The sequence below is a fragment of the Novosphingobium sp. B 225 genome (assembly GCF_002198665.1).
Lineage (GTDB): Bacteria > Pseudomonadota > Alphaproteobacteria > Sphingomonadales > Sphingomonadaceae > Novosphingobium.
Genome location: NZ_MWLM01000018.1, coordinates 44,347 through 67,795, shown reverse-complemented (window position 1 = coordinate 67,795; position 23,449 = coordinate 44,347). Strand labels below are relative to the sequence as shown.

The 23,449-nt window shown below is 66.0% G+C and carries 21 protein-coding genes; 7 read left to right on the top strand and 14 right to left on the bottom strand.

From position 1 onward, the window contains the following. Positions 1-197 precede the first annotated feature (197 nt). From MNBBLIKP_RS02050 to MNBBLIKP_RS02040, 3 genes are read right to left on the bottom strand one after another with little or no spacing between them, the layout of a single operon-like run. A complete protein-coding gene (locus tag MNBBLIKP_RS02050) occupies positions 198-464 on the bottom strand; it encodes a hypothetical protein (protein ID WP_088306979.1) in 267 nt (88 codons plus the stop codon). A gap of 2 nt (positions 465-466) precedes the next feature. After that, entirely contained in the window at positions 467-667 is a 201-nt protein-coding gene (locus MNBBLIKP_RS02045; RefSeq protein WP_088306963.1) for a toxin-antitoxin system HicB family antitoxin, read from the bottom strand. A gap of 11 nt (positions 668-678) precedes the next feature. Further along, positions 679-1,587 carry an SPFH domain-containing protein gene (locus tag MNBBLIKP_RS02040; RefSeq protein ID WP_088306961.1) on the bottom strand — a complete coding sequence of 303 codons (909 nt, stop codon included), beginning with the start codon at positions 1,585-1,587 and terminating at the stop codon, positions 679-681. A 291-nt stretch (positions 1,588-1,878) separates the two neighbouring features. Here MNBBLIKP_RS02040 and MNBBLIKP_RS02035 point away from each other — a divergent pair, with 291 nt between their 5' ends. Then, positions 1,879-2,061, top strand: a complete 183-nt coding sequence (locus MNBBLIKP_RS02035; RefSeq protein ID WP_088306959.1) for a YdcH family protein — start codon at positions 1,879-1,881, stop codon at positions 2,059-2,061. An 86-nt stretch (positions 2,062-2,147) separates the two neighbouring features. Beyond that, complete coding sequence (locus MNBBLIKP_RS02030; protein ID WP_088306957.1) at positions 2,148-2,642, top strand: SgcJ/EcaC family oxidoreductase; 495 nt, start codon at positions 2,148-2,150, stop codon at positions 2,640-2,642. A 311-nt stretch (positions 2,643-2,953) separates the two neighbouring features. Here the strand turns inward: MNBBLIKP_RS02030 and recQ are convergent, their stop codons facing one another. Both recQ and MNBBLIKP_RS02020 read right to left on the bottom strand, forming a co-directional pair. Continuing rightward, the gene (gene recQ, locus MNBBLIKP_RS02025; RefSeq protein WP_088306955.1) at positions 2,954-4,735 is read right to left on the bottom strand and encodes a DNA helicase RecQ; all 1,782 of its coding nucleotides are present in this window, start codon (positions 4,733-4,735) and stop codon (positions 2,954-2,956) included. Between the two features lie 64 nt (positions 4,736-4,799). Beyond that, a complete protein-coding gene (locus MNBBLIKP_RS02020) occupies positions 4,800-6,215 on the bottom strand; it encodes an erythromycin esterase family protein (RefSeq protein WP_176399617.1) in 1,416 nt (471 codons plus the stop codon). Positions 6,216-6,366: 151 nt separating this feature from the next. Here MNBBLIKP_RS02020 and MNBBLIKP_RS02015 point away from each other — a divergent pair, with 151 nt between their 5' ends. Then, positions 6,367-6,672 (top strand): fucose-binding lectin protein, encoded by a 306-nt coding sequence (locus tag MNBBLIKP_RS02015; protein ID WP_176399616.1) that lies wholly within the window; start codon positions 6,367-6,369, stop codon positions 6,670-6,672. Here the strand turns inward: MNBBLIKP_RS02015 and MNBBLIKP_RS02010 are convergent. The 5 genes from MNBBLIKP_RS02010 to MNBBLIKP_RS01990 all read right to left on the bottom strand — a co-directional run bounded on the left by MNBBLIKP_RS02010 (position 6,662) and on the right by MNBBLIKP_RS01990 (position 13,867). After that, entirely contained in the window at positions 6,662-7,840 is a 1,179-nt protein-coding gene (locus MNBBLIKP_RS02010) for a serine hydrolase domain-containing protein (protein ID WP_088306949.1), read from the bottom strand. The two genes, MNBBLIKP_RS02015 and MNBBLIKP_RS02010, sit on opposite strands and share 11 nt — an antisense overlap. 288 nt (positions 7,841-8,128) lie before the next feature. Further along, complete coding sequence (metH, locus tag MNBBLIKP_RS02005) at positions 8,129-10,837, bottom strand: methionine synthase (RefSeq protein ID WP_088306947.1); 2,709 nt, start codon at positions 10,835-10,837, stop codon at positions 8,129-8,131. An 86-nt stretch (positions 10,838-10,923) separates the two neighbouring features. Beyond that, on the bottom strand, positions 10,924-11,970 hold the full coding sequence (locus MNBBLIKP_RS02000; RefSeq protein WP_088306945.1) for a homocysteine S-methyltransferase family protein: 1,047 nt from the start codon (positions 11,968-11,970) through the stop codon (positions 10,924-10,926). Then, positions 11,967-12,884, bottom strand: a complete 918-nt coding sequence (gene metF, locus MNBBLIKP_RS01995) for a methylenetetrahydrofolate reductase [NAD(P)H] (protein ID WP_088306943.1) — start codon at positions 12,882-12,884, stop codon at positions 11,967-11,969. Before metF ends, MNBBLIKP_RS02000 begins: the two co-directional genes overlap by 4 nt. Next, entirely contained in the window at positions 12,881-13,867 is a 987-nt protein-coding gene (locus tag MNBBLIKP_RS01990) for an ArsR/SmtB family transcription factor (RefSeq protein ID WP_088306941.1), read from the bottom strand. The genes metF and MNBBLIKP_RS01990 overlap by 4 nt, the downstream gene beginning before the upstream one ends. Before the next feature lie 151 nt (positions 13,868-14,018). Here MNBBLIKP_RS01990 and MNBBLIKP_RS01985 point away from each other — a divergent pair, with 151 nt between their 5' ends. Continuing rightward, the gene (locus MNBBLIKP_RS01985; RefSeq protein ID WP_088306939.1) at positions 14,019-14,246 is read left to right on the top strand and encodes a hypothetical protein; all 228 of its coding nucleotides are present in this window, start codon (positions 14,019-14,021) and stop codon (positions 14,244-14,246) included. A gap of 72 nt (positions 14,247-14,318) precedes the next feature. After that, on the top strand, positions 14,319-14,543 hold the full coding sequence (locus MNBBLIKP_RS01980) for a hypothetical protein (protein WP_254912887.1): 225 nt from the start codon (positions 14,319-14,321) through the stop codon (positions 14,541-14,543). Between the two features lie 122 nt (positions 14,544-14,665). On the opposite strand, the gene arfB is transcribed toward MNBBLIKP_RS01980, so the two are convergent. The 4 genes from arfB to pabB are packed head-to-tail and all read right to left on the bottom strand — an operon-like array spanning position 14,666 to position 18,732. Further along, entirely contained in the window at positions 14,666-15,073 is a 408-nt protein-coding gene (gene arfB / locus MNBBLIKP_RS01975) for an alternative ribosome rescue aminoacyl-tRNA hydrolase ArfB (RefSeq protein WP_088306937.1), read from the bottom strand. Then, a complete protein-coding gene (locus MNBBLIKP_RS01970) occupies positions 15,066-15,722 on the bottom strand; it encodes an RluA family pseudouridine synthase (RefSeq protein ID WP_088306935.1) in 657 nt (218 codons plus the stop codon). Before MNBBLIKP_RS01970 ends, arfB begins: the two co-directional genes overlap by 8 nt. Positions 15,723-15,781: 59 nt before the next feature. After that, positions 15,782-16,945 carry a pyridoxal phosphate-dependent aminotransferase gene (locus tag MNBBLIKP_RS01965; RefSeq protein ID WP_254912886.1) on the bottom strand — a complete coding sequence of 388 codons (1,164 nt, stop codon included), beginning with the start codon at positions 16,943-16,945 and terminating at the stop codon, positions 15,782-15,784. Then, the gene (gene pabB, locus MNBBLIKP_RS01960; RefSeq protein WP_088306933.1) at positions 16,942-18,732 is read right to left on the bottom strand and encodes an aminodeoxychorismate synthase component I; all 1,791 of its coding nucleotides are present in this window, start codon (positions 18,730-18,732) and stop codon (positions 16,942-16,944) included. Before pabB ends, MNBBLIKP_RS01965 begins: the two co-directional genes overlap by 4 nt. A 101-nt stretch (positions 18,733-18,833) precedes the next feature. Here pabB and MNBBLIKP_RS01955 point away from each other — a divergent pair, with 101 nt between their 5' ends. Next, complete coding sequence (locus MNBBLIKP_RS01955; protein ID WP_088306931.1) at positions 18,834-20,408, top strand: helicase HerA-like domain-containing protein; 1,575 nt, start codon at positions 18,834-18,836, stop codon at positions 20,406-20,408. Positions 20,409-20,489: 81 nt separating this feature from the next. Continuing rightward, on the top strand, positions 20,490-23,183 hold the full coding sequence (locus MNBBLIKP_RS01950) for a M1 family metallopeptidase (RefSeq protein ID WP_088306929.1): 2,694 nt from the start codon (positions 20,490-20,492) through the stop codon (positions 23,181-23,183). The last annotated feature ends 266 nt before the right edge of the window (positions 23,184-23,449 follow it).

The following is a 23,449-nucleotide window of genomic DNA, read 5'->3' as shown; positions in this document are numbered from 1 at the left end:
TCCCCTTCAGGGGAGAGGGTTGGGAGAGGGGGCGTTGCCAATCCCCCTCTCAACTCCGGCTAGTTCGCTTCGCTCTCAAGCCTGCGTATCTCTCCCCTAAAGTGGCGAGAGTAATGTCCGCAATGTGGTCGCATCCGGAATGACCCCTTCCGAAGCGACAGACACGCATGCCGCCGCAATGACGCCGGGCGGCGCAGTCACTTGCGCCCCCAGTGCCACTTCCACCCTCCCTGTGTGCGTTTGTGGACCAGCAGCAGGAACAGCGTAGTGCAGATCACGAATACGACCAGAGCCGAAACCCGCGCGCCGCCCTGCGCATGGGCGGAGAACCGGCCCAGTCCGGCCAGCACGCCCAGATAGCTCGCCAGCAGCACCCAGCCCTGCCAGACGATCGGGCGGCCCGCGCCGATGCCATAACGTTTGGCGGCGAACCACGGGCCGGGGGTAAGAAATCTATGCAGCATGGTCATTCTCCTTTCGGCGGCCGCCCGCGCCGGGGCGGGTCGCTGGCCGCGACCTTGATCCCGCGCCGGGCTAAAGCCTCGCGCAGCAGCACCTCGACCTCGGCATTGACCGAGCGCAGGTCTGCGGCGGCAGCGCGTTCCAGTGCGGCGTAGAGCGCCGGATCGAGCCGCAGCGGGAAGGCTTTCTTGGGGGCGGGGGGCATCGGCGGTCAGATCAATAGAGCGAGCCTGCATTGACCACCGGCTGGGTATCGCGTTCCCCGCACAGCACCACCATCAGGTTGCTGACCATCGCGGCGCGGCGTTCGTCATCCAGTTCGACCACATTCTTTTCGCTGAGCATGCCCAGCGCCATTTCGACCATGCCGACCGCGCCTTCGACCAGGGTCTTGCGGGCGGCGACCACGGCTTCGGCCTGCTGGCGGCGCAGCATGGCCCCGGCGATTTCCTGGGCATAGGCCAGATGGGTAAAGCCGCATTCATCCACCGTGATCCCGGCCAGCTGCAACCGCGCGATCAGTTCGCTGCGCAATTCCGCGCCGACCTGATCGTGGTTGCCGCGCAGGGTCACTTCGGCATGGGTGAAATCGTCATAGGGATAGCGCGAGCCGATGGTCCGCACGGCGGCTTCGATCTGGACCATGACGAAGGCCTTGTAATCATCGACATCGTAGAGCGCCTGCGCGGTATCGACCACGCGCCAGACCACTTGTGCCGCCATCTCGATCGGATTGCCGCGCAGGTCGTTGACCTTGATCTTGTCAGAGATCAGGTTGTTGGCGCGGACCGAAATCTTGGTCTTGCCCATCCACGGCCAGACCCAGCGCAGGCCGGCCTGCCGATCGGTCCCGCGATAGGATCCGAACAGGGTGATCGCCGCGCCCTGATTGGGCTGCAGCATGTAGAAACCCTTGGCAATCAGCACCAGCAGGATTGCGATGGTGAAATTGCTGAACACAAAGCCCAGCACGTCGCTGTCGCTGGGTTCGGTATTGGCGATGGCCATGACTCGCCAGCCAAACAGCAATACCAGCGCGAGAAAGACCAGCAGCATCAGATAGCCACTGGTGCTCCAGGCGCGGGTTTCGCGGCTGGACAGCATGGCGGGATGCGAATCGGACATCGGGATTCCCCTTTAATTTGATATCACATTAATATCGTAATTCACCGGTCCGTCAACCGGCTTTGCCAAAGGGGCTTGAAATCCTGCGGCGTGGCCCTAGATTGTTCCTTGCGGGACCGGGCCCCTCTGGCGCGGCGCAGTTGCCCTTATGGGAACTTCGCCACGTGATGTCGGACCGCATCGGATGCATCCGATGCCATGGTCCGGGGTCTTTCCCCCCATCCTCGACCTTCTGGCCAGGCTCGGAGCATCCGATCGTACTGTTTTGTTACGATAGGGAGCTTACCTGCGATGTCTGACCGCGTTTTCACCTTGCTGGAACGCCACCAACGGCTTGATGCCGCCCTGCGCACCGCGCAGCAGCGGCGCTGGGTCGATCCGATCGAGATCGTCCGGCTGAAAAAGCTCAAGCTGGGGATCAAGGACCGGCTGGCGCGGCTTTCACGCCGCGGCCTGCGGGTCAGCCATACCTGAACCACGCCTGCCAGGCAGACCGGCACCGGGACCGCCGCGATCGCAATCGCGGCGGCTTTCCGGTCATCTGAAGAGAGGACCACTTGATGAAATACCGTATTACCGCCGCCTGTGCCGCCCTTGCCGTGATGGCCAGCGTCGCCCCGGCTCTGGCCGGAACCGCCAAGGGCAAGGCGCAGTGCCAGATGCTCAGCGCGGCCAAGCTTGACGATCACTTCGCCCGGTTCAACGCCGCCTGGGCGACCAAGAACCCCGTTACGGTGACCGCGCTGTTCGATGACGATGCCGTGCTGCTGGCCACTCTCGCCAATGCGCCGCGCACCGATCATGCCGGTGTGCGCGACTATTTCGTCAAGTTTCTGAAAGGCAGCCCGGTGGGCCGGATCGATACTTCGACGATCAAGTCCGGCTGCAACTGGGCGATGCGCAGCGGGACCTGGACAGTTAGCCTGACCGATGCCGCCACGGGCGCAAAAAGCGATGTGAAGGCGCGCTACAGCTTCCTCTACCAGTTCGAAGACGGGCAGTGGAAAATCGAACACCTCCATTCCTCGGTCATGCCGGAAAAGGTTGGTGCATGATCGGGGCGGCAAAGATTTCCCGGTTCCGGGGTTGATATTGGACCAATCCAGTCTAAATTGACACCCAGCCGACCGAACCACAGAGTCGCGCGCCAGGTCCCTCCCCTGGCGGGCGTCCGGATCGGACGGATCGGATGCTGCCGTGGCCATACGGGGCGGGCTCCTGACCCACCCCCCATCCCAATCGGGACCTGCCCCAGGCCCGGCACATCCGATGAACAGCGCAGTACGGAGCAGCGGTGGACCACTGCTCCGGCTGCGCTTTTTGATTCGGGCCGGGCGGGTGCGTGAACCAAAATCCCGAACCGCCTCTAATGCTCCCGGATCACCCGCAGGAACGCATCGCCATAGGCTTCGAGTTTGCGGGTGCCGACCCCGGTGATCTCGCCCAGAGCGCTCAGGCTGGCGGGGCGCAGCGTGGCCATTTCGCGCAGGGTCGCGTCGTGGAAGATCACATAGGGCGGCAGGCCCGCTTCCTGCGCCAGATCGCGGCGCAGCGTGCGCAGGGCATCGAACAGCGCATCGCCGATGGGGTTGACTGCGCCGCCAACCCGCTCACGCCGGCTGCGGCGGGCGGTGCGTTCGGGCTTGGCGGCGATCGCCAGCATGACCTCGGCTTCCCCTTTCAGCACCGCGCGGGCATCGCCGCCCAGCATCAGCCCGCCATGCTCGGTCGGCAGCAGGCTACCCCGTGCCTGCAGCGCGCGGGCCAGCGCGCGAAGCAGCGGGGCGTCCTCGGCCGGGACGATCCCGAACACGCTCAACTGGTCATGCCCGCGCTGGACCACGCGTTCGTCGCTTTGCCCCAGCAGGACCTTCTCGATGTGGCCATACCCGAACGATTGCCCGGTGCGGTACACGGCGGAGAGGAATTTCTGGGCGAGCTGTGTCGCATCGCGGATCCCCGGCGCGTCGAGGCAATTGTCGCAATTGCCGCAGCGCTGCGGCGGATCTTCGCCAAAGTGGCGCAGCAGCAGCGCGCGGCGGCAGCCGCCGGTTTCGACCAGGGCGGCCAGTGCGTCGAGCCGGGTGCGCTCCCCTTCGCGCCGGGCCGGATCAACCTCGCCCAGGCGGTGGCGGGCGCGGGCGAAATCGTCTGCGGCCCACAGCATCAAGGCCGTGGCCGGATCGCCATCGCGGCCCGCGCGGCCGGTTTCCTGATAGTACCCCTCGATCGATTTGGGGATCCCGGCATGGGCGACGAAGCGCACGTCGGGCTTGTCGATCCCCATCCCGAAAGCGACCGTGGCGACCATCACCATGTCTTCGCTGCCGACAAACCGCGCCTGATTGGCGGCGCGCACCTCTGGCGGCAGGCCCGCATGATAGGGCAGCACCGGGCGGCCGGTGGCCTTGGCCAGCTTGTCGGCCAGGTCCTCCACTTTCTTGCGGGTCGGGGCATAGACGATCCCCGGCCCCGGTTGTTCGGCCATCAGCGTGGTCAGCTGCCGCACCGGGTTGTCGCGGTGGCGGATCGCGTAACGGATGTTGGGCCGGTCAAACCCGGCCACGATCAGCCCGTCTTCGGCAATCCCCAGCTGGGCGAGCACGTCGGCGCGGGTCTGGGCATCGGCAGTGGCGGTAAGGGCAAGGCGCGGGACCTGCGGGAACGCATCCATCAAAGGCCGCAGCGCGCGGTAATCGGGGCGGAAATCGTGGCCCCATTCGGAAACGCAATGCGCCTCGTCAATCGCGAACAGGCACAGCTGGGCGGCGGCCAGCAGCTCGCGGAAATGGCCCTGGCTGGCGCGTTCGGGGGCGACGTAGAGCAGATCAAGCTCACCGGCGCGGAACCGCTCGATCGTTACCTCGCGGTCCAGATCGACGCTGGTCAGCGTGGCGGCGCGGATCCCGTTGGCGGTGGCGCTGCGCAGCTGATCGTGCATCAGCGCGATCAGGGGCGAAATCACCACGCAGGTCCCCGCCAGCATCACCGAGGGCAGCTGATAGGTCAGGCTTTTGCCCGCGCCGGTCGGCATTACCGCCAACGTGCTTTGCCCGGCCATGACGCGGTCCACCACCTGATCCTGCACCCCGCGAAACGCGGAGAAGCCGAAAGTGGCATGCAGCTGGTCGAGCAGGGCGGAAGTCACCCCGGCGCTATGGCAGAACCACCGCCCGGCGCAATCCGAACTGGCTCCGCCCCGGTGGAAACCCCTATTTCGCCGGGATCGGCCACAGGCGCGACGGGCTGATCGTGCGGAACCAGACGATCACGTCATGCCCCATGGTGGCCGGTAGCGGGATGTCGCCGGTTTCGGGATTGTACTTCTGCCAGTCCGCCGGAACCACTCCCCACCCGGCCCAGCCGCGCCAATAGGGACGGCCGGCCCAGGCATCGAGCAGCGCGCCCTTGGGCCGCGTCGACAGGTCAATCCACAGCGCCTGCGCCCCGGTCTGGTCGAACAGATGGCCCAGCTCGCCCGGCCGGTTGTTGGGCAGGCGCAGCACTTGCAGCGACTGGCCCTGCGATGCCTTGGCCATGTCCTCCGCGCTGGCCAGCCGGCTGGCGTGAAAGGCACCCCCCGACCAGGTAAAACCCAGCGTGGCATAACCATCGCCCAGCTTTTCACGCAGCAGCGTGCCAAGCGTGGCAAAGCCCATGTCCCTGGCGATCTGGGGCAGGTCTTCCATCACATGGCTGTCATGGGCCCAGATCGCGGCGCGCTCTGCGCCCCCCAGCATGCCGATGGCATTCGCCGCCATGAACCGGTCGCGGCGGCCATAGTAGCTGGCGTCAGCCCTGGCCTTGTCGGCATCGGCGCGCTCGAATTCGAACACCTGGAACGCCTGCCACGCAGTTTCCGCTGCCCAGCGCGCTGCGTCGAACCCGGCATCGCTCCTCGCCCGCGCGGGAGCGGCAGCGAACCACGCGCGCAGTTCCCCACTGGCGGCAGCGGCCTTACCCACATCTGCCTTGGGTGCCTGCAGATACCAGTCGAGGAACCGGCCCGGCTCGATCTTCCCAGCGGGGATCAGGCTGCCCAGCCCGCCGCGCAAGTGCCGCGCTGCCGTGGAATCGAACCGCGAAACAAAGCCCAGCGCCATGGCCGCATCGCGCCCGCCGTCCTGATCGTCGATCCCGACCACCCGCACCTGCCGCTCGCTCTGCTGGTTCCAGCCGCGCAGCCACAGCAGCAGCCCGGCAAATTCGTCATCCTTCCAGATCCGGAAGAACGCGCCGCCCCGCACCAGCCGCGCCGGATCGCCAGTGCCGCCGCGAACATAGCCGTCAAACGCCGCCCCGGCCGCGCGGTTGGCTTCCAGCACCAGCACGTCGATCTGGCCCGCCCGCACCAGCGCCTTGATCAGTTCGGCCTTGAACGCCTGATCCTGATGCCCGCCATGGGTCGCCTCGCCAATCCCGACGATCCGCGCCCCGCTCAGCCGTGCCACCAGCGGGGCCAGCTCTGCCTCGCCATAGGCACCGGGATCAAAGGCATGGCCAGAAGCCCTGATCCAGTCCACTGCCGCCGCTTCTTCTTGCGCGGTGGCGAGCACCAGCGCGGGCGGAGCAGACTGAGCCGCCAGCGCGGTTGGGAGCAGCAGCGCGGCCAGAACGGCAAGTCTCAAACCAATGCGCAATCCGCTCTCCATCGCCGGTCCCGGTGGCCGCAGGATGCTGTGTCCGTCCGGTCCTGACAACCGGCTTGTAACGGCGGACAATCGGGTAGAGCCTTGCCCCGCAATCCGCCGATTCGCGCGCGGGGCAAAGGGGACGGCCATGGCCAAAGATAATCCAGCATTTCCAGTTGCAACCGCTGTAACCGGCTGGACCGACAGCACCGGTGAGGTTTCGCTGCGGGTCTATTCAAGCGACGGTTACATGGTCAAGGAACGCTGCCAGACCGGTGACGACGCGTGGTACGATGGCAATTTCAGCAAGCCGGGAAGTCAGGTTTCCGCCTTCAGCTGGCTTGCCAAGGACGGGGCCCATATCCGCGTCTATTGCACGATCCAGGACAAGACGACCGAGTGGTGCTACGATCCGGCCACACTTTGGACCCAGGGCACTTACATTACGGTCTGACGCGCGCTGCCACCGCTTCCTCACGCGCAGTGAAGGCGGTTTTGCCGGTGGGGGCATCGGGCGCGACCTCAGTGGTGAAAAAGGCCAGCCCCCGGCCGGTCAGCGGGTCCGTCCACAGTCCGCTTTTGAGGCCATAGGCATCGCCCGAATGGCCCAGCCGCGCTATGCCATCGCCGAACAGGTCATCGCGGCATTTCTCGCCCCGGCTGCCGATGCGCTGCACCGCCAGGCCATAGGCGCAGAAGAACCCGCTCGCCGCGCCGTCTTCGCCCAGACCGTTGCTGCCATCGAACCGCCAGCGCGCCTGCGTCATTTCGACGTAAGCGCGGCCAGACAGGAACCCCGCGCCCTGCCGCCCCAGCATTTGGCCGATCCGGGCGAGATCGCGCATCGAAATTCTGAGCCCCCCTTGCGGGGAAAACAGCGCGCCGTTGTGGCCGGGGACATAGCTGGACAAATCACAGGCCCCGTCTGGCCCGGTTGCAACCAGACAATCGGGCAGCTTGCCCTTCAGGTCATCTTTCGCCACTTCGCCGCTCGAACGGTACAGCACCACCGCGCGCGCCGTGGCCCTGGCCGAACAGCCCGACCAGTTGAAACAGGCATCAAGCTTCAGCGGTTTCAGCACCAGTCGCTGCATCAGCCGGTCAAACCGCTCCCCGCTGACGCGCTCCATCACGCTCGCCACCACCGGAAAGTTGAGGTTGGTGTAATGGAACCAGCCGCTGCCGGGTGCATGGGCACTGTCCCATACGTGTGGATCGGCCAGCCGTTCGCGCAGGGTCATGCCCAGCGGGATGATGTAGAGCTCACCCCCGTCGCTCAGGCTCGACTGGTGCGACAGCAGGCGGCGCAGCGTGATCGGCATGTCCGGGAAGGCCGGGTTGCGCAAGGTCCAGCCGAGATAGTCCGACACGTCACGGTCCAGATCAAGCTGGCCCTTGTCCACCATCCGCATCACCCCCAGCGTGGTGACCAGCTTGGAAATCGAGGCAATCCGCACCGGATCGTCCGCCGTTACCGCGCGGCCCGTCGCCTTGTCGGCCAGCCCTTCGGCCAGGACCGGAGTGATAGTCTTGCGATCGAACCGCATCGCGACGCTGGCGGGCTGCGCCATGGCCGAAGCGGACAGACTGAGCGCGGCGAGCAGGGCGGGAAGGCGCAGCATGGGGCGAGTGTAGCAAGCCCGCCCGCGATGACAATTCCTCCCCGTGCCGGGGGGGACTTTGGTTTTGTTGGCGTGACCGGTTTTGGGTTCGGGTTCACGCAGAGGCGCGGAGGAAGAAAAGGAGGCGCAGAGATGGTGCGCTGAGCCGAAGGCTCCTGAATCATCCTGATGCCGCGCTTTCGGCATCCCGGTGAATTGAAAGCGGCTTCGCCGCAAACAATACCCCTCTGCGCCTCTTTTCTTCCTCTGCGCCTCTGCGTGAACCATTCCCCCGGGGCCGCCCCGCACTCAGTCGAGATTGGGCCGCAACCAGCGTTCCACCGTCGGAAGGTCCATCCCCCGCCTGGCGGCATAATCTTCCACCTGATCGCGGCCAATCCGCGCAACGCCGAAATATTCGGCCTGCGGATGGGCAAAGTAGAAGCCCGATACCGCCGCGGTGGGCAGCATCGCCTGGCTTTCGGTCAGCACGATCCCGGCATTCTCGCCCGCGTTCAGCAAGTCGAACAGCACCGGCTTGAGGCTGTGATCGGGGCAGGCGGGATAGCCGGGGGCGGGGCGGATGCCGCGGTATTGTTCGCGGATCAGCGCCTCGTTGGTCAGCTGTTCGCCGGGGGCATAGCCCCACAGCGTGGTGCGCACGTGCTGGTGCAGGCGTTCGGCAAAGGCCTCGGCAAAGCGGTCGGCCAGCGCTTTCAGCAGGATGTCCGAATAGTCATCATGCGCCGCCTGGAACCGGGCGAGGTGCGGCTCGATTCCGTGGATCCCCACTGCGAACCCGCCGATCCAATCGCCATCAGGATCGATGAAATCGGCGAGGCAATAGTTCGCCCGGTCGCGGCTTTTGCGGATCTGCTGGCGCAGGAATGGCAGGCGGACATGCGTAACAACCCCATCTCCGTTCGCATCGAGCGAAGTCGAGATGCCGCGCTCAGGTGTCTCGACTGCGCTCGACACGAACGGAGCAAGGGGCTGGTGGATGGTGACGTCATCGCCGTCCCGCGCGCAGGGCCAGAAGCCGACCACGCCGCGCGCCGTCAGCCATTTTTCGCTGACGATCCGCTCCAGCATCGCCTTGGCGTCCTTGTACAGCGCCCGCGCGCTTTCGCCGACCACCTCGTCGGCCAGGATCGCGGGGAAATTGCCGGCCAGTTCCCAGGCGCGGAAGAACGGGGTCCAGTCAAAGCATTCGACCAGATCGGCCAGATCCCATTCGGGGAAAGTGTGCAGGCCGGGTGCTTCGGGCGGCGGGGCTTTTTCCGAAAGGTCGGCTTTGAAGCCATTGGCGCGGGCGTCGGTCAGGCTGAGCAGGATCGACGGATCCTTGCCCGAACGGACGTCGCGGATGTGCTGATATTCCTCAGCCGTGGCCTTGACGAAGGGATCGCACTGGGTGTCGGACAACAGCTGGCTGGCGACACCGACCGCGCGGCTCGCGTCGAGCACGTGGACCACCGGGCCATCATAGGCCGGGTCGATCCGCAGCGCGGTGTGGACCTTGCTGGTGGTCGCCCCGCCGATCAGCAGCGGAATGGTCAGCCCCAGGCGCTGCATTTCCTCGGCCACAGTGACCATTTCATCCAGGCTGGGGGTGATCAGGCCGGACAGGCCGATGATGTCGGCCCCTTCCTTTTGCGCGGTGTCCAGGATCGTGGTCCACGGAACCATGACGCCCAGATCGATCACTTCATAACCGTTGCACTGCAGGACCACGCCGACGATGTTCTTGCCGATATCGTGAACATCGCCCTTCACGGTGGCCATCACGATCTTGCCTTTGGCCTTGGTGCCTTCCTCCTTCGCCGCTTCGATGAACGGGATCAGGTGGGCCACGGCTTTCTTCATCACGCGGGCCGATTTGACCACTTGCGGCAGGAACATCTTGCCGGCGCCAAACAGGTCACCCACGGTGTTCATGCCTGCCATCAGCGGGCCTTCGATCACTTCGATCGGGCGGGCGTGCTGCTGGCGGGCTTCCTCGGTATCTTCGACCACATAGGCGTCGATGCCCTTGACCAGCGCATGTTCCAGCCGCCGCACCACGTCCCAGCCGCGCCATTCCTCGGCTTCCTTTTCGGCCTTGGCGTCGGTGCCCTTGAAGCTTTCGGCAATCGCGATCAGGCGTTCGGTCGCGGTCAGTTCACCTTCCACCGGACGGCACAGGATTACATCCTCGCAGGCATCGCGCAGCGCAGGCGTGATCTGGTCATAGATGTCGAGTTGCCCGGCGTTGACGATCGCCATGTCGAGCCCGGCGGGAATCGCGTGGTACAGGAACACCGAATGCATCGCCCGGCGCACCGGTTCATTGCCGCGGAACGAAAACGACAGGTTGGACAGCCCACCGCTGCAATGGACATACGGGCAGCGCGCCTTGATCTCCGCCACGGCCTCGATGAAATCGAGCGCATAGCGGTCATGCTCTTCGATCCCGGTCGCGACGGCGAAGATGTTGGGATCGAAAATGATGTCTTCGGGTGGGAAACCGATCCCGACCAGCAGTTTGTAGGCGCGTTCGCAGATTTCGACCTTGCGGACCCGCGTGTCGGCCTGGCCCTTTTCGTCGAACGCCATCACCACCACCGCCGCGCCGTAATCGCGGCACAGGCGCGCGTGGTGCAGAAAGGCTTCCTCGCCTTCCTTCATCGAGATCGAATTGATCACCGGCTTGCCCGAGACGCATTTGATCCCGGCTTCCATCACTTCCCACTTCGAACTGTCGATCATCACCGGCACGCGGGCGATATCGGGTTCGGCGGCGATCAGTTTGAGGAAGGTGGTCATCGCGTGGGTCGCGTCGAGCAGGCCTTCGTCCATGTTGACGTCGATGATCTGCGCGCCGTTTTCGACCTGCTGCCGCGCGACTTCGACCGCCTTGGCATAGTCGCCCGCCAGGATCAGCTTCTTGAACGCGGCCGAGCCGGTGACGTTGGTGCGTTCGCCGATGTTGACGAAGGCAGAGCCGGTCGGGCGGGGGGTGTTTGCAGTATCATTCATAGTCAGATTTCCGTTCGCATCGAGCGAAGTCGAGATGCCGCATGCCCGTGTCTCGACTTCGCTCGACACGAACGGAGCGGGGCGCTTCAGGCGGCGATAATGAAAGGCTCCAGCCCGGCCAGCCGCGTCACCGGTTCAAGCTGGGGCACCGCGCGCGGCTCAAGGCCCTTAACCGCTTTGGCCATCTCAGCGATATGCGCCGGGGTGGACCCGCAGCAGCCGCCCAGCACGTTGACCTGGCCATGCGCGGCCCAGTCGCGGACCATGGCGGCGGTGGTTTCGGGCATTTCGTCGTACTCGCCCAGCTCGTTGGGCAGCCCGGCATTGGGATAGACCATGATCAGCGCGTCGGCGATTCCGCTCAGCGCGCGGACATGCGGGCGCAGCTGCGCCGCGCCGAAGCTGCAGTTGAGACCCACCGTGACCGGGCGCGCATGGCGCACCGCGTACCAGAACGCTTCAACCGTGTGGCCCGACAGGTTGCGGCCTGACAGGTCGGTGAGCGTCATCGACAGCATCAGCGGCACTTCGCGGCCCAGCTCGCGCTCCAGCCGCTTGACCGCCATGATCCCGGCCTTGGCATTGAGGGTATCGAATATCGTCTCGATCAGAATGAAGTCCGCCCCGCCTTCAACCAGGGCCACGGCCTGTTCGTGATAGACGTCCACCAGATAGTCCCAGTCGATCTCGCGGTAACCGGGATCGTTGACATCGGGGCTGAGCGACAGGGTCTTGTTGGTCGGCCCGATCGCGCCCGCGACAAACCGGGGCCGTCCATCCTTTGCCGCATATTCATCCGCCAGCCGCCGCGCGATCTGGACATTGGCGAGGTTGAGTTCGCGCACCAGATGCTCGGCGCCGTAATCGGCCTGGCTGATGCTGGTCGAATTGAAAGTGTTGGTTGAAAGGATGTCCGACCCGGCTTCGAGATAGGCGCGCGAGATGCTTTCGATCACGTCGGGGCGGGTCAGCGCCAGCATGTCGTTGTTGCCCTTTTGCTCACGCGTCAGGCCCAGCGATCCGGCATAGTCGGCTTCCCCCAGTCCCCAGGTCTGGATCTGGGTGCCCCAGGCTCCGTCCGAAATCAGGACGCGCTTGGCCGCCTCGGCCAGCAATTGTTCACGCACGGTCATTGGCTCGGTTCCTTGGCGCGCAGGCCCAGCAGGTGGCAGATCGCATAGGTCTGGTCGGCGCGGTTGAGGGTGTAGAAGTGGAAGTCGCGGATCCCGCCCTGATAGAGCCGGCGGCACTGGTCGGCAGCGACCGCAGCGGCGATGTGCGCGCGCGGGCCGGGCAGCGCATCGAGCCCGTCGAACAGGCGCATCATCCAGCCGGGGATTTCGGTGGTATTGCCGCTCATCCGCCGGATCGCGGCGAAATTGGTCACCGGCATGATTCCCGGCAGGATCGGCGCACTGATCCCTGCGGCGAGCACCCGGTCAAGGAACCGGAAATAGGCGTCGGTCGAATAGAAGAACTGCGTGATCGCCCGGCTCGCCCCGGCATCAAGCTTGCGCTTGAGGTTGTCGAGGTCGGCCGATGCACTGACCGCTTCGGGATGCACTTCGGGATAGGCGGCGACGGAAATGTCGAAGGCATGGCGCGCTTTCAGTCCGGCGACCAGATCGGCGGCGCTGGCATAGCCTTGCGGGTGCGGTTCGAACCGTCCGCCGATCCCTTCGGGCGGATCGCCGCGCAATGCGACGATGTGGCGAATGCCCGCTTCCCAATAGCGGTCGGCAACTTCGGAAATTTCGTCCTTGCTTGCCGCAACGCAGGTCAGGTGCGCGGCGGCGGTCAGGCCGGTTTCCTGGACGATCCGGGCAACCGTGGCGTGGGTCCGCTCACGGGTGGAGCCGCCCGCGCCATAGGTGACCGAAACGAAGCTGGGGCTGAGCGGGGCAAGTTCCACCACGGCGTCCCACAACTGCGCTTCCATCGCCTCGGTCCTGGGCGGGAAGAATTCGAAGCTGACCCGGAAATCGCCCGGAATGGTGACGAACAGCGGCCGGTCTTCAACCCCGCGCAGGGTGCTGGCGGGGCTCATGCCAGGGCGGCCTGACGGGCGTTTGAATTGTGCGGCATGGCGCTGCGCGTGCCGATCCAGATCTTCACCGTCAGCGGCTTGCCCGGCAGCGCCAGCGGCGGCGCGGCGGCGAACCCGGCATCGCTCAGCAGGGCGAGCATCTGCTCGTCCGAAAAGCCCAGACGGGCGTGGGCGTGCTGGCTGCGCAGCTCCTCGCGGTCGTGCGCGGCGAAGTCGATCACCGCGACGCGCCCGCCGGGGCGGGTCACCCGTGCGGCTTCGGCCAGCACCAGTTCGGGGGCCTGGGCATAGTGCAGCACCTGATGGAACAGCAGCGTATCGAACTGCCCGGTGCCAAATGGCAGCGCGGTGAAATCGCCCTGAACCAGCTCCAGCTGCTCGGGCGCCAGCCCTTGCAGCCGGGCGCGGGCAAGGCGGAGCATTTCCGGGCTCTTGTCAAACCCGGTAACGTGCCGCGCCTGCGGGGCAAACAACTGCGCGATACGGCCCGTGCCTGTGCCGACATCCAGCAGCGCGCCCAGATCGTCGGCCAAAGCCTGGCCCAGCGCGGCTTCAACCAGTTCGTCGGACAGGTGCAGGCTGCGCAGTGTGTCCCATTCCGCGGCGTGGCGGGCGAAATAGGCCTGTGCGCTGGCTTCGCGCGCTGATCGGATCGCGGCGAGATGGCGGCGGTCCTCTCCGCAGCGCGCGGCAAAGCTGGCGTCATCGCGCTCCGCCACCGACAGCAGCGTCGCGGCGGCGGCGCCCAGCGGCGGGGCGCGGTGTTCCCCCACCGCGCTGCGCAGGAATACCCAGCTGCCTTCCTTGCGGCGTTCGGCCAGCCCCGCATCGCACAGGATCCGCACGTGGCGCGAAACGCGCGGCTGGCTTTGCCCCAGCACTTGCGCCAGTTCGCCCACCGCCAGCTCCATATGCGCCAGCAGCCGCATTATCCTCAACCGGGTCGGATCGGCCAGGGCGCGCAAGGTGGTGTCGATCTTCATTGCAGTGCGATATAAAGAAATCTTTATATGATGCAAGCGCGGCGCGACAGACTGTGGGCAAGGCGCGCCAAAGTGGTTGGAAATTGCGCGGAAAAGCACTAGATTCGCGTTCAAGTCGCTATCTGTTCCCACCATGCCAAGGGGCCTTCGCATGAACAAGCTTGCCATTGCCGCGCTTTCCGCCACACTCGTCCTCTCGCTGTCCGCCTGCGGCAAGTCTGACAGCGCCAAGGAAGAAGCTGCGGCCCAGAACGTTGAAATGCCTGCGGAAGAAGCCGTGACCGACGTTAACGCCGCACCCGTGGCCGATGCTTCGGCCGGGGCTGACGCCGCCGCCGCGCCCAGCGATGCGGCTCCGGCAGGCGAAGCCAAACAGTAAGTTTTCACCAGTCACCGAGGGCGGGCGGCGCAGGGGGCAACCCCCGCGCCGCCCGTTTCCGTTTTGCCTGCGATGCGCTATACCGGCGCGATGCGGTACCTGATCCTCCCCCTCGCCCTCATCGCGCTGGCCGCCTGTTCCAAACAGGACAATGCCCCCGGTCCCGGCGGGGTCAGCGTGGGCGAAGCCAAGGCGCTCGATGAAGCGGCCGAGATGGTCGAGGGCCAGCGCCTCCCGGCGGATCAGACCGGGGCGGCACCGGCGGTGACTGCGGCACCTTCAGAGAAGAAGCAGTAAATCCTCTCCCTTTGGGAGAGGTGGCCCGCCGCAGGCGGGTCGGAGAGGGCATGGGCGGTGCAAGACCCCCCTCCGTCTCGCTGCGCGAGCCACCTCCCCCAAGGGGGGGAGGATTGGCCAGATCAATCCAGCTGCACTTTGCCGCGCCCGGCTTTCACTGCGCCGCGCAGCTTCTTGCCCGCCAGCCGTTGCTGCTTGCCAACCCGGTTGAGGCGGCTCTTGGCCCGGGGCTGAGGCAGGTTGTGGGCTTCGGTCAGCAGCTCGGTCAGCCGTTCGCGGGCGTCCTGGCGGTTGGCGTCCTGGGTGCGGAACCGCCGAGCGGTCAGCACGATCTCGCCGCTGGCGGTCAGCTTGCTGCCCGCGATCGCCTTCAGCCGCTGAAACACCGGCACCGGCAGCCGCAGGGCATAGATGTTGACGCGCAGCTGCACCGCGGTCGCCACTTTGTTGACATTCTGCCCGCCGGGTCCGGCCGAAGTGATGAAGCTTTCGGAAACCAGCGCCTGGGCGCGGGCGATCACCTCATCCATCGCTGAACCCCAGCGCGATGAAATCGGCGGGCATCGGCGCCATGGCGGCAATCGGAGCCTTGCCTTCGCGCGGCACGGTCAGCCCGGCGGCGTGGAGCATGGTCCGGCTGGCCCCCCGATCATCGCCATAGACCGGATCGCCCAGCAGGGCGTGGCCCAGCGCATGGGCCGCATGCACGCGGATCTGGTGGGTGCGCCCGGTTTCGGGGCGGAATTCGATCAGGGTCAATCCGTTCAGCCGCTGCAACACCCGCCAATGGGTGATCGATGGCTTGCCCTTTTTCGCGGCGATCATCCGCCACCCGGCCTCGGCGCTGCTGATCTTGGTCAGCGCAAGGTCGATCGTCCCTTCATCGCCCGGCGGATCGCCCGCCAGCACGCCGAGATAGCGCTTTTCCACCTGCCGCGCCTCGAACGCGGCGGAAAAGCGCCTCAAGGCCTTGGGATTGCGCGCCAGCAACAGGCAGCCCGAAGTATCGGTATCGATCCGGTGGACCGGCACAGGCGGGCGCTGGAACCCCAGCTTGAGCGCCTCCAGATGGTCCTCCAGGCTCCGCCCCCCGGCGCGCGGACGCTCGATCGGCAGGCCGCCGGGCTTGTCGATCACCAGCGCTTCGCCGTCTTCGAACAGGATGGGGATGTCATTCACAGCAATTTCCAATCCCGGCCCCCATACCCGCTTGGCCCGGGCTTGTCGAAGGCATGGGTTCAAGCCAGCGCCGCTGCAATCCGCCGCAGCGCTTCGGCCAGCTTGGCATCGTCGGCGGCAAAGCTGATCCGGAACCCCGCCGCGCCGCCGAACGCCGATGCCGCGACCACCGCGACGCCGTGTTCCAGCAAGTGCAGGCACAGCGCTTCATCATCGCCGAACCGGTCCATCAGCGGCGCGGCATCGACCATGCAATAGAATGCGCCATCGGGCACCGGGCAGGACAGGCCGGGTACTGCATTGATCGCGGCGACCACGCTGTCGCGCCGCACGCGAAAGCGTTCGCGCCAGTCCTCCAGAAAGTCCTGCGGGCCTGAGAAAGCGGCAACGGCGGCGGCCTGGCTGATCGATGCGGCATTGCCCGAACTGTGCGATTGCAGCCGCCCCATTGCGGAAATGAGCCACTGCGGCCCCGCTGCTACCCCGATCCGGAAGCCCGTCATCGCGTGGCTTTTCGATACACCCGAAACGGTCAGGATCCGGTCGGCCAGATCGGGGCATTCCACTGCCAGCGTGGCGTGCGCGCCGGGGGTATAGCGCAGCGGGGCATAGATATCGTCGGACAGCACCATGACCTGCGGTTGTCGGCGCAGCACTTCGCCCAGCGCGCGCAGTTCGGCGGCCGGATAGGTCGCCCCGGTGGGATTGCCCGGAGAGTTGAGCAGCAGCCAGCGGCAGTGCGGGGTGATCGCGGCGTCCAGTTGCTCCGGGGTGATGCGAAAGCCGCTTGTCGCGGTGGTCGGCAGATCGACCACTTCGGCCCCGGCAAACCGCACGATCTCGGGATAGGATACCCACCACGGGCTGGGCACCAGCACAGCATCGCCCGGGTTCAGCGTAGCCAGCAGCGCGTGGAAGATCGCCTGCTTGCCGCCCGCGCTGACAATCACCTGGCCGGGCGGCACAGCAATCCCAAGGTCGCGGGAAAAATGCAGCGCGGCCGCTTCGCGCAGCGCCAGAGTGCCGGGGACCTGCGTGTATCGGGTCTCGCCCGCATCAAGCGCGGCCTTGGCGGCTTCGATTACATGGGCAGGCGTGGCAAAGTCCGGTTCGCCCACGGAAAGCGAGATGATGTCACGCCCGGCGGCGCGCAGTTCGATTGCGCGGTCGGTCATCGCCGTGGTGCGCGACGGCGCGATGCGTTGCAGTGCGGCGGAAATCATGCCGGCAGATAGGCCGGGATCAGTCCGCGCAGGGCATTGCCGATCAGGAAGCCGTCGCCCAGATCGCGCAAGGTCAGCTCGGCCTCCACCGCGCGTCCGCTGTCCAGCAAGGAACGGCGCAGCACGCCCGGCAGCAAGCCCAGCCGCGCGGGCGGGGTCAGCAGCTTGCCCTCGCGCTCGACAAACAGGTTGGTAAAGCAGCCTTCGGTCAGCAGGCCATCATCGCGCAGGAACAGCACTTCGCTGGCTCCGGCGGCCTGGGCGGCTTTCAGCCCGGCGTCATAAAAGCCGCGGTCGGTGCTCTTGTGGCGCAGCCGCCAGTCACCGCTGTCGACCGGCAGGCGCATGACCGCGCAAGGGGCGGGATCGGGCAGGGCGGCGGGCAGCTCGGCCACTTCCAGCGAATAGGCCCCGCTGCGCGCGGCAAGCAGGCGGACCTTGCTCGGCCGGTCGATTTCAAAACACAGCGCCTGGATCGCGTTGCGCACCGCGTGGCGATCAAACGCAAAGCCCAGCTCCGCCGCGCTGGCCTTGATCCGTTCGAGGTGGAGTTCAAGCAGCGCGATTCCCGCCTCGGGCGTGAACCGCATCGTTTCGATCAGATCGCAAGCCGCCGCGTTAAGCCGCACGAACCCCCCTTTGACCAGGCCTTCCCGCCATTCATCCAGTGCTTCGCTGTCCGCGACGATGGCCGAACCCACGCCCAGCACCGCCTTGCCGCGTCCACCCTCGCCGGGCGTCAGCCGCAAGGTGCGGATTGCCACATTGAAGGCCGCATCGCCAGAGGGATCGATCCGCCCGATCGCCCCGCAATAGGGCCCGCGCGCATCGCGTTCTACCGCCTGGATCAGTTCCATCGCGCGGATCTTGGGCGCGCCGGTGATCGAACCGCAGGGAAACAGCGCCCGCAACATGTCAATCGCGCCTTTGCCCGGTTGCAGCCGTGCGCGCACCGTGGTGACCATCTGGTGGACCGTGGGATAGCTTTCAACCGCGAAGGGCCGGTCCACCTTGACGCTGCCCGCCTCGGCCACGCGGCTGAGGTCGTTGCGCATCAGGTCAACGATCATCAGGTTTTCGGCGCGGTCCTTGACCGATGCCGACAGCTCGTCCTTCAGCCGCGCGTCTTCCGCCGCATCGCGGCCGCGCGGGCGCGTGCCTTTCATCGGCTTGACCATCGCGGTCCCGCCCTTTTCGGCGAAGAACAGTTCGGGCGACAGGCTCAGCAGCCAGTGCGACCCGTCGAACAGCACCCCGCCATAGCCCGCCCCCGCCGCCGGGCGCAGCGCGGCATAGAGCGCCAGCGGATCGCCGCGATAGGACCCGGCCAGCGGAAAAGTCAGGTTGGCCTGATAGATGTCGCCCGCCGCGATCGCTTCCTGCAAGGCGGCAAAGGCGGCGGCGTAGTGCCCGGGGGACACTTGCGGTTCGACCGGGCCGATCTGCGCCAGCCCCGCCCCGCCTTCGCGCGCCAGCCAGGCGGGCACATCGGCGCTGTCGATCGTTTCGTGCCCGGCAAAAGCGGCGAACCACAGCAGCGGCCCGGCGGCGCCGGTGCGGGCATCGGCCATCGGGGCCAGCCGGGGTTCCAGCGCCAGTCCCGCTTCATAGGCCATATAGCCCGCTAGCTCGCGGCCTTCGGCGCGCAGCGCGTCCAGCCGGGCCAGCGCCGGGGCGACCTCTTCAGCGCGGCGCGCGACCACCACTTCGAGCGGGCCGCGATAGAGCCGCGCGGCGCTTGCCCCATGGGGGCGGGCATCGTCCAGCAGGATGAAGGGCGTGGTCATGCTGGCGGCTTCTAGCCGCGTTGCGCGCGCCTTGCAAAAAGCTGCTCGCACAGCGGGCTTTCCCGCACTATTCAAGCCGCCAGAGTCGCTTGGAGTATTACATGGAAGAGATCTACATCGGCCTTGGCGCCAACGGTGAGCGTCAGGTGCTGAAGCTGAGCCGCGCCAACCGCCACGGGCTGGTGGCAGGGGCAACCGGCACCGGCAAGACCGTGACCCTGCAGACCATGGCCGAACAGTTTTCGCAGGCCGGCGTCCCGGTGTTCCTGGCGGACGTGAAGGGCGATCTTTCGGGCATCTCGATGTCGGGCAGCCATGAATTCAAGCATGCCGACGTGATCGAGGGCCGGGCGAAGGAACTGGGGATCGATCCGTTCGAATATCACGATAACCCGGCGGTGTTCTGGGACCTCTACGGCGAACAGGGCCACCCGATCCGCACGACCATCTCGGAAATGGGCCCTTTGCTGCTCAGCCGCCTGATGGGGCTCAACGAAACCCAGGAAGGGGTGCTGCAGATCGCCTTCAAATGGGCCGATGACCAGGGCCTGCTGCTGCTCGACATGGATGACCTGCAACAGGTGCTGATGACCTGCGCCGAACAGGCGAGCGAACTGGCGACCACCTATGGCAACATTTCCAAGGCCAGCGTCGGCACGATCCAGCGCCAGCTGCTCGCTTTCGAAAGCCAGGGCGCGGACCGGTTCTTTGGTGAACCTGCGTTCGAAATCAACGATTTCCTGCGCTGCGATGAAAACGGCAAGGGCATGATCAACGTGCTCGCCGCCGACAAATTGATGCAGAGCCCCAAGCTTTACGCCACCTTCCTGCTGTGGCTGCTGTCCGAACTGTTCGAAGCGCTGCCCGAAGTGGGCGATCCCGAAAAGCCCAACCTGGTGTTCTTCTTTGACGAAGCCCACCTGCTGTTCGACGAAGCACCGGCCGCGCTGTTTGACAAAGTCGAACAGGTTGTGCGCCTGATCCGGTCCAAGGGCGTGGGCGTGTTCTTTGTCACCCAGAACCCGATCGACATCCCCGAAAAGATCGCCGGGCAGCTTGGCAACCGGGTCCAGCACGCGCTGCGCGCCTTTACCCCGCGTGACCAGAAGGCGATTCGCGCTGCGGCGGAAACCTTCCGGATCAACAAGGATCTCGATGTCGAAACCGTCATCACCGAACTCAAGGTAGGGGAAGCGCTGGTTTCGACGCTGGACGATGAAGGCGCGCCCACCGTGGTCCAGCGCACCAAAGTGGCTCCGCCGCGCAGCCGGCTGGGCCCGGTCACGCCAAAGGAGCGCGCGATCATCCAGTCGATCAGCCCCTATGACGGCAAATATGATGAAGCGGTGAACCGCGAAAGCGCCGCCGAAGTGCTCAGCCAGAAGACCCAGGACGCCGTGCAGGCCGCGCAAGTGGTGGACGAACAGGGCGAAGAAGCCCAGCGCGCCCAGCCGCGCGCAACCCCCAGCATGTGGGAAAAGGCCGGCAAGGCCGCGTTCGGGGCCGCTGCGGCTTCGGCCGGCACGATGATCGCCCGCAAGATGAGCGGGCGCAAGACGGGCGGCTCGCCGGTCGCTTCGGCGGCCAGCGCGGCGGCGGGTGCGATCGGCACGGCGCTGGGCGGCCAGCTGCTCGGCCGGTTCGCGCGCGGGTTGCTGGGCGGATTGTTGCGCTAGCGGACCATTCATCGGACAGCGTGGGTCCTTGGTCGAGCGGGGAGGTTGCATTTGCTCCCCGGCTCCGGCCATGCTTGCGGCATGATCAAGCCCTTGCTGCTCGCCGCTTCGGCGCTGGCGTTTGTCGCCAGCCCAGCCCTCGCCCAGAACGCTGCTGCCCAGAACGCCGCTGCCCAGACCGCGCCCACCAACAGCGCGCCTGCGCCAGCCGTGGCCGTGCCCACGGGCCAGCTGACCCAGGCCGCGCGGCCCACGGCCTACCGGCTTGACCTGACGGTCGATCCCGCCGCCGAACGCTTTTCCGGCCATGTCGAAATCGATGCCGTGCTCAAGGCCGCTGGCAGCACACTTGATCTGCACGCGCGCGATCTGGTCATGCGCCGGATCACGGCGACCGCCGGGGGCAAGACTGTTGCCGCCACCTGGCAGGATATGGACCCCAGCGGGGTTGGCCGCCTGACCTTTGTCGAACCGGTTCCGGCGGGGCCGGTCACGCTGGCTTTCGATTACGATGCCCGGTTCAATTCCGGCCCGGCGGGCATGTTCCGGGTCAAAGTGGGGGATGATTGGTACAGCTGGACCCAGTTCCAGTCGATCGATGCCCGCGCCGCTTTCCCGGGGTTTGATGAACCCGGGTTCAAGGTGCCCTTCACTGTCACCCTGCGCACCCCGCCAGGACAAGTGGCGGTCAGCAATGCCCCGCAAGTGTCGAGCAGCATCGAAAACGGGCTCGAAGTCCACCGCTTTGCCCCCACCCTGCCGCTGCCCAGCTATCTCATCGCGATGATGGTTGGGCCGTTTGCCGTGGCCGAAGGCGCGGTTCCGCCCAGCCCGCAGCGCGCCGCGCCGCTGCCCTTGCGGATCGTTTCGACCCGCCAGAACAAGGACAAGCTGGCTTTCGCGCTGGAAGGGTCAAAGGGGATCGTTACCCTGCTGGAGAAGTATTTCGACCAGCCGTTCCCCTATCCCAAGCTTGATCAGATCACCACGCCGATCCTGCCCGGCGCGATGGAGAATGCCGGGGCAGACCTTTATGCCGATCCGATCCTGGTGATGGATGAACAGGCCACCACCGGACAAAAGCGCAATTTTGGCATGATCGTGGCGCACGAACTGGCGCACCAGTGGTTCGGCGATCTCGTCACCCCGGCCTGGTGGGATGACATCTGGCTCAATGAAAGTTTCGCCAACTGGATGGGCTACCGGATCGGGGACGAATGGCGGCCCGATCTCAACATCCGGGCCGGGGCCCTGGCCGAAGGCTTCAACGCAATGAACACCGATGCCCTGGTGGCGGGCCGCGCGATCCATACCCCGATCCCCACCAATGCCCAGATCGACGAAGCCTTTGACACGATCACTTATGGCAAGGGCGGCCACGTGGTGGCGATGATCGCGGGTTACATGGGCGATACCAAGTTCCGCGACGGGGTGCGCCGCTATATGGCCGCGCACAAATACGGCAACGCCACCAGCCAGGATTTCTTCGCCGCCATGGCCGATGCCGCGGGCGATCCACGGATCGTCCCGGCGATGCAAAGCTTTACCGATCAGCAGGGCGTGCCGCTGGTAACTTTCAGCGGCGGCAAGGACGGGCGCTATCGGGTTGCGCAAAGCCGCTATGCCCGGCTGGGCACCACCCCGCCCGAAACGCGCTGGGGCGTGCCGCTATGCCTGCGGCGGATCGGCGCGGCGCAGCAATGTCAGCTGCTGACCGAGCCGGGCGGCGAAGTGACGCTGCCGGGACAGGGTGCGGTGATCCCGAATGTCGGGGGCACCGGATACTACCGGTTCGAATTGCCGGCAAAGGATTGGGATGCGCTGATCAAGGTTGCCGGATCGCTCCCCGGGGGCGAGGCGCTGGCGCTTGGCGATTCGCTGCTCGCCAGCTTCCGTGCCGGGCGTGCCAGCGGATCGCAACTGGTGGCCGCGGCGCGCAGCCTGTCCGCCAGCAAGGACAGTTACGCCAGCGAAGCCGGGATCGATTCGCTTGAAACCCTCTACAATTCTGGCGTTATGGATGATGAGGCCAAGGCACGGTATCGCCGCTTCATTGGCAAGCTTTATGCTCCCCGGCTGAAGCGGCTGGGGTTTGATCCGCGCACCGGGGCCTATGCCGGGCAGGATCCCGAAGTCAGCCAGCAACGCGAACAGATCGTCCGCCGATTGGCCCGGACCGGGCGCGATGCGGGGGTGCGCCAGCAACTGATCGCGGCAACGCGGGCCTATCTGGGCGGCGATGCCAAAGCGCTCGATCCGGCCTGGTTCGATATGGCGCTGTCGGCCTGGATCGACCAGGGCGGACTGGTTGCGGCCAAGGATCTGGCCGAACGCGCACTGGCCTCGCAGGATCCGCTGTTCCGCCCGCAGGCGCTGGAAGCCGTGGGCAGCAGCGGTGCGCTCGGTATCGCCAAATGGGTGCTCGACGAATTCAAGGATGACCGTCTGCGCAAAAGCGAGCGGCTTGGCCTGGTCCGCAGCGTGATCATGGCCGGCGGGACCCGTGACATGGGGTTTGACTGGCTCAAGGCCAATTATGACCAGCTGAGCCGGGGCGGCGGCGGGATCTTCTTTTCCGCGCGGCTGCCGGGCATGGTCGGCGGATTTTGCTCGGTCGCCCGGGCGGACGAGGTTGCCGCATTCCTGCGCCCGCAACTGCAGGGCAAAACCGGCGCGCTTGACCTGGAACGCACGATCGAACGGATCCGCTCCTGCGGCGTGCTGAAGGAGGCCCGCAGCGCCGACATTTCGGCGGCGATGAAAAAGCTGGGCTGAGCGGTCTGCATCCTCCCCCCTGTGGGGGAGGTGGCAGGTGCGCAGCACCGGACGGAGGGGGCAGGGTCTGTGACCTAGGGTCAGGACCTATTAACCGCGCCTTCGAGGCGGCAGAATGGCGAACAGATCGGACGCAAATTCCCGCCGGGAAGGCTGGTTGCCTTTCCAAGGGGATTTGTGTCCGAGATGGAAGCCATTCTGCCGTCCCGCAGGGATTTGGCCAGAATGGCTCNCCTAGCTCTGAGCCATTCTGACTCAAACCTCGA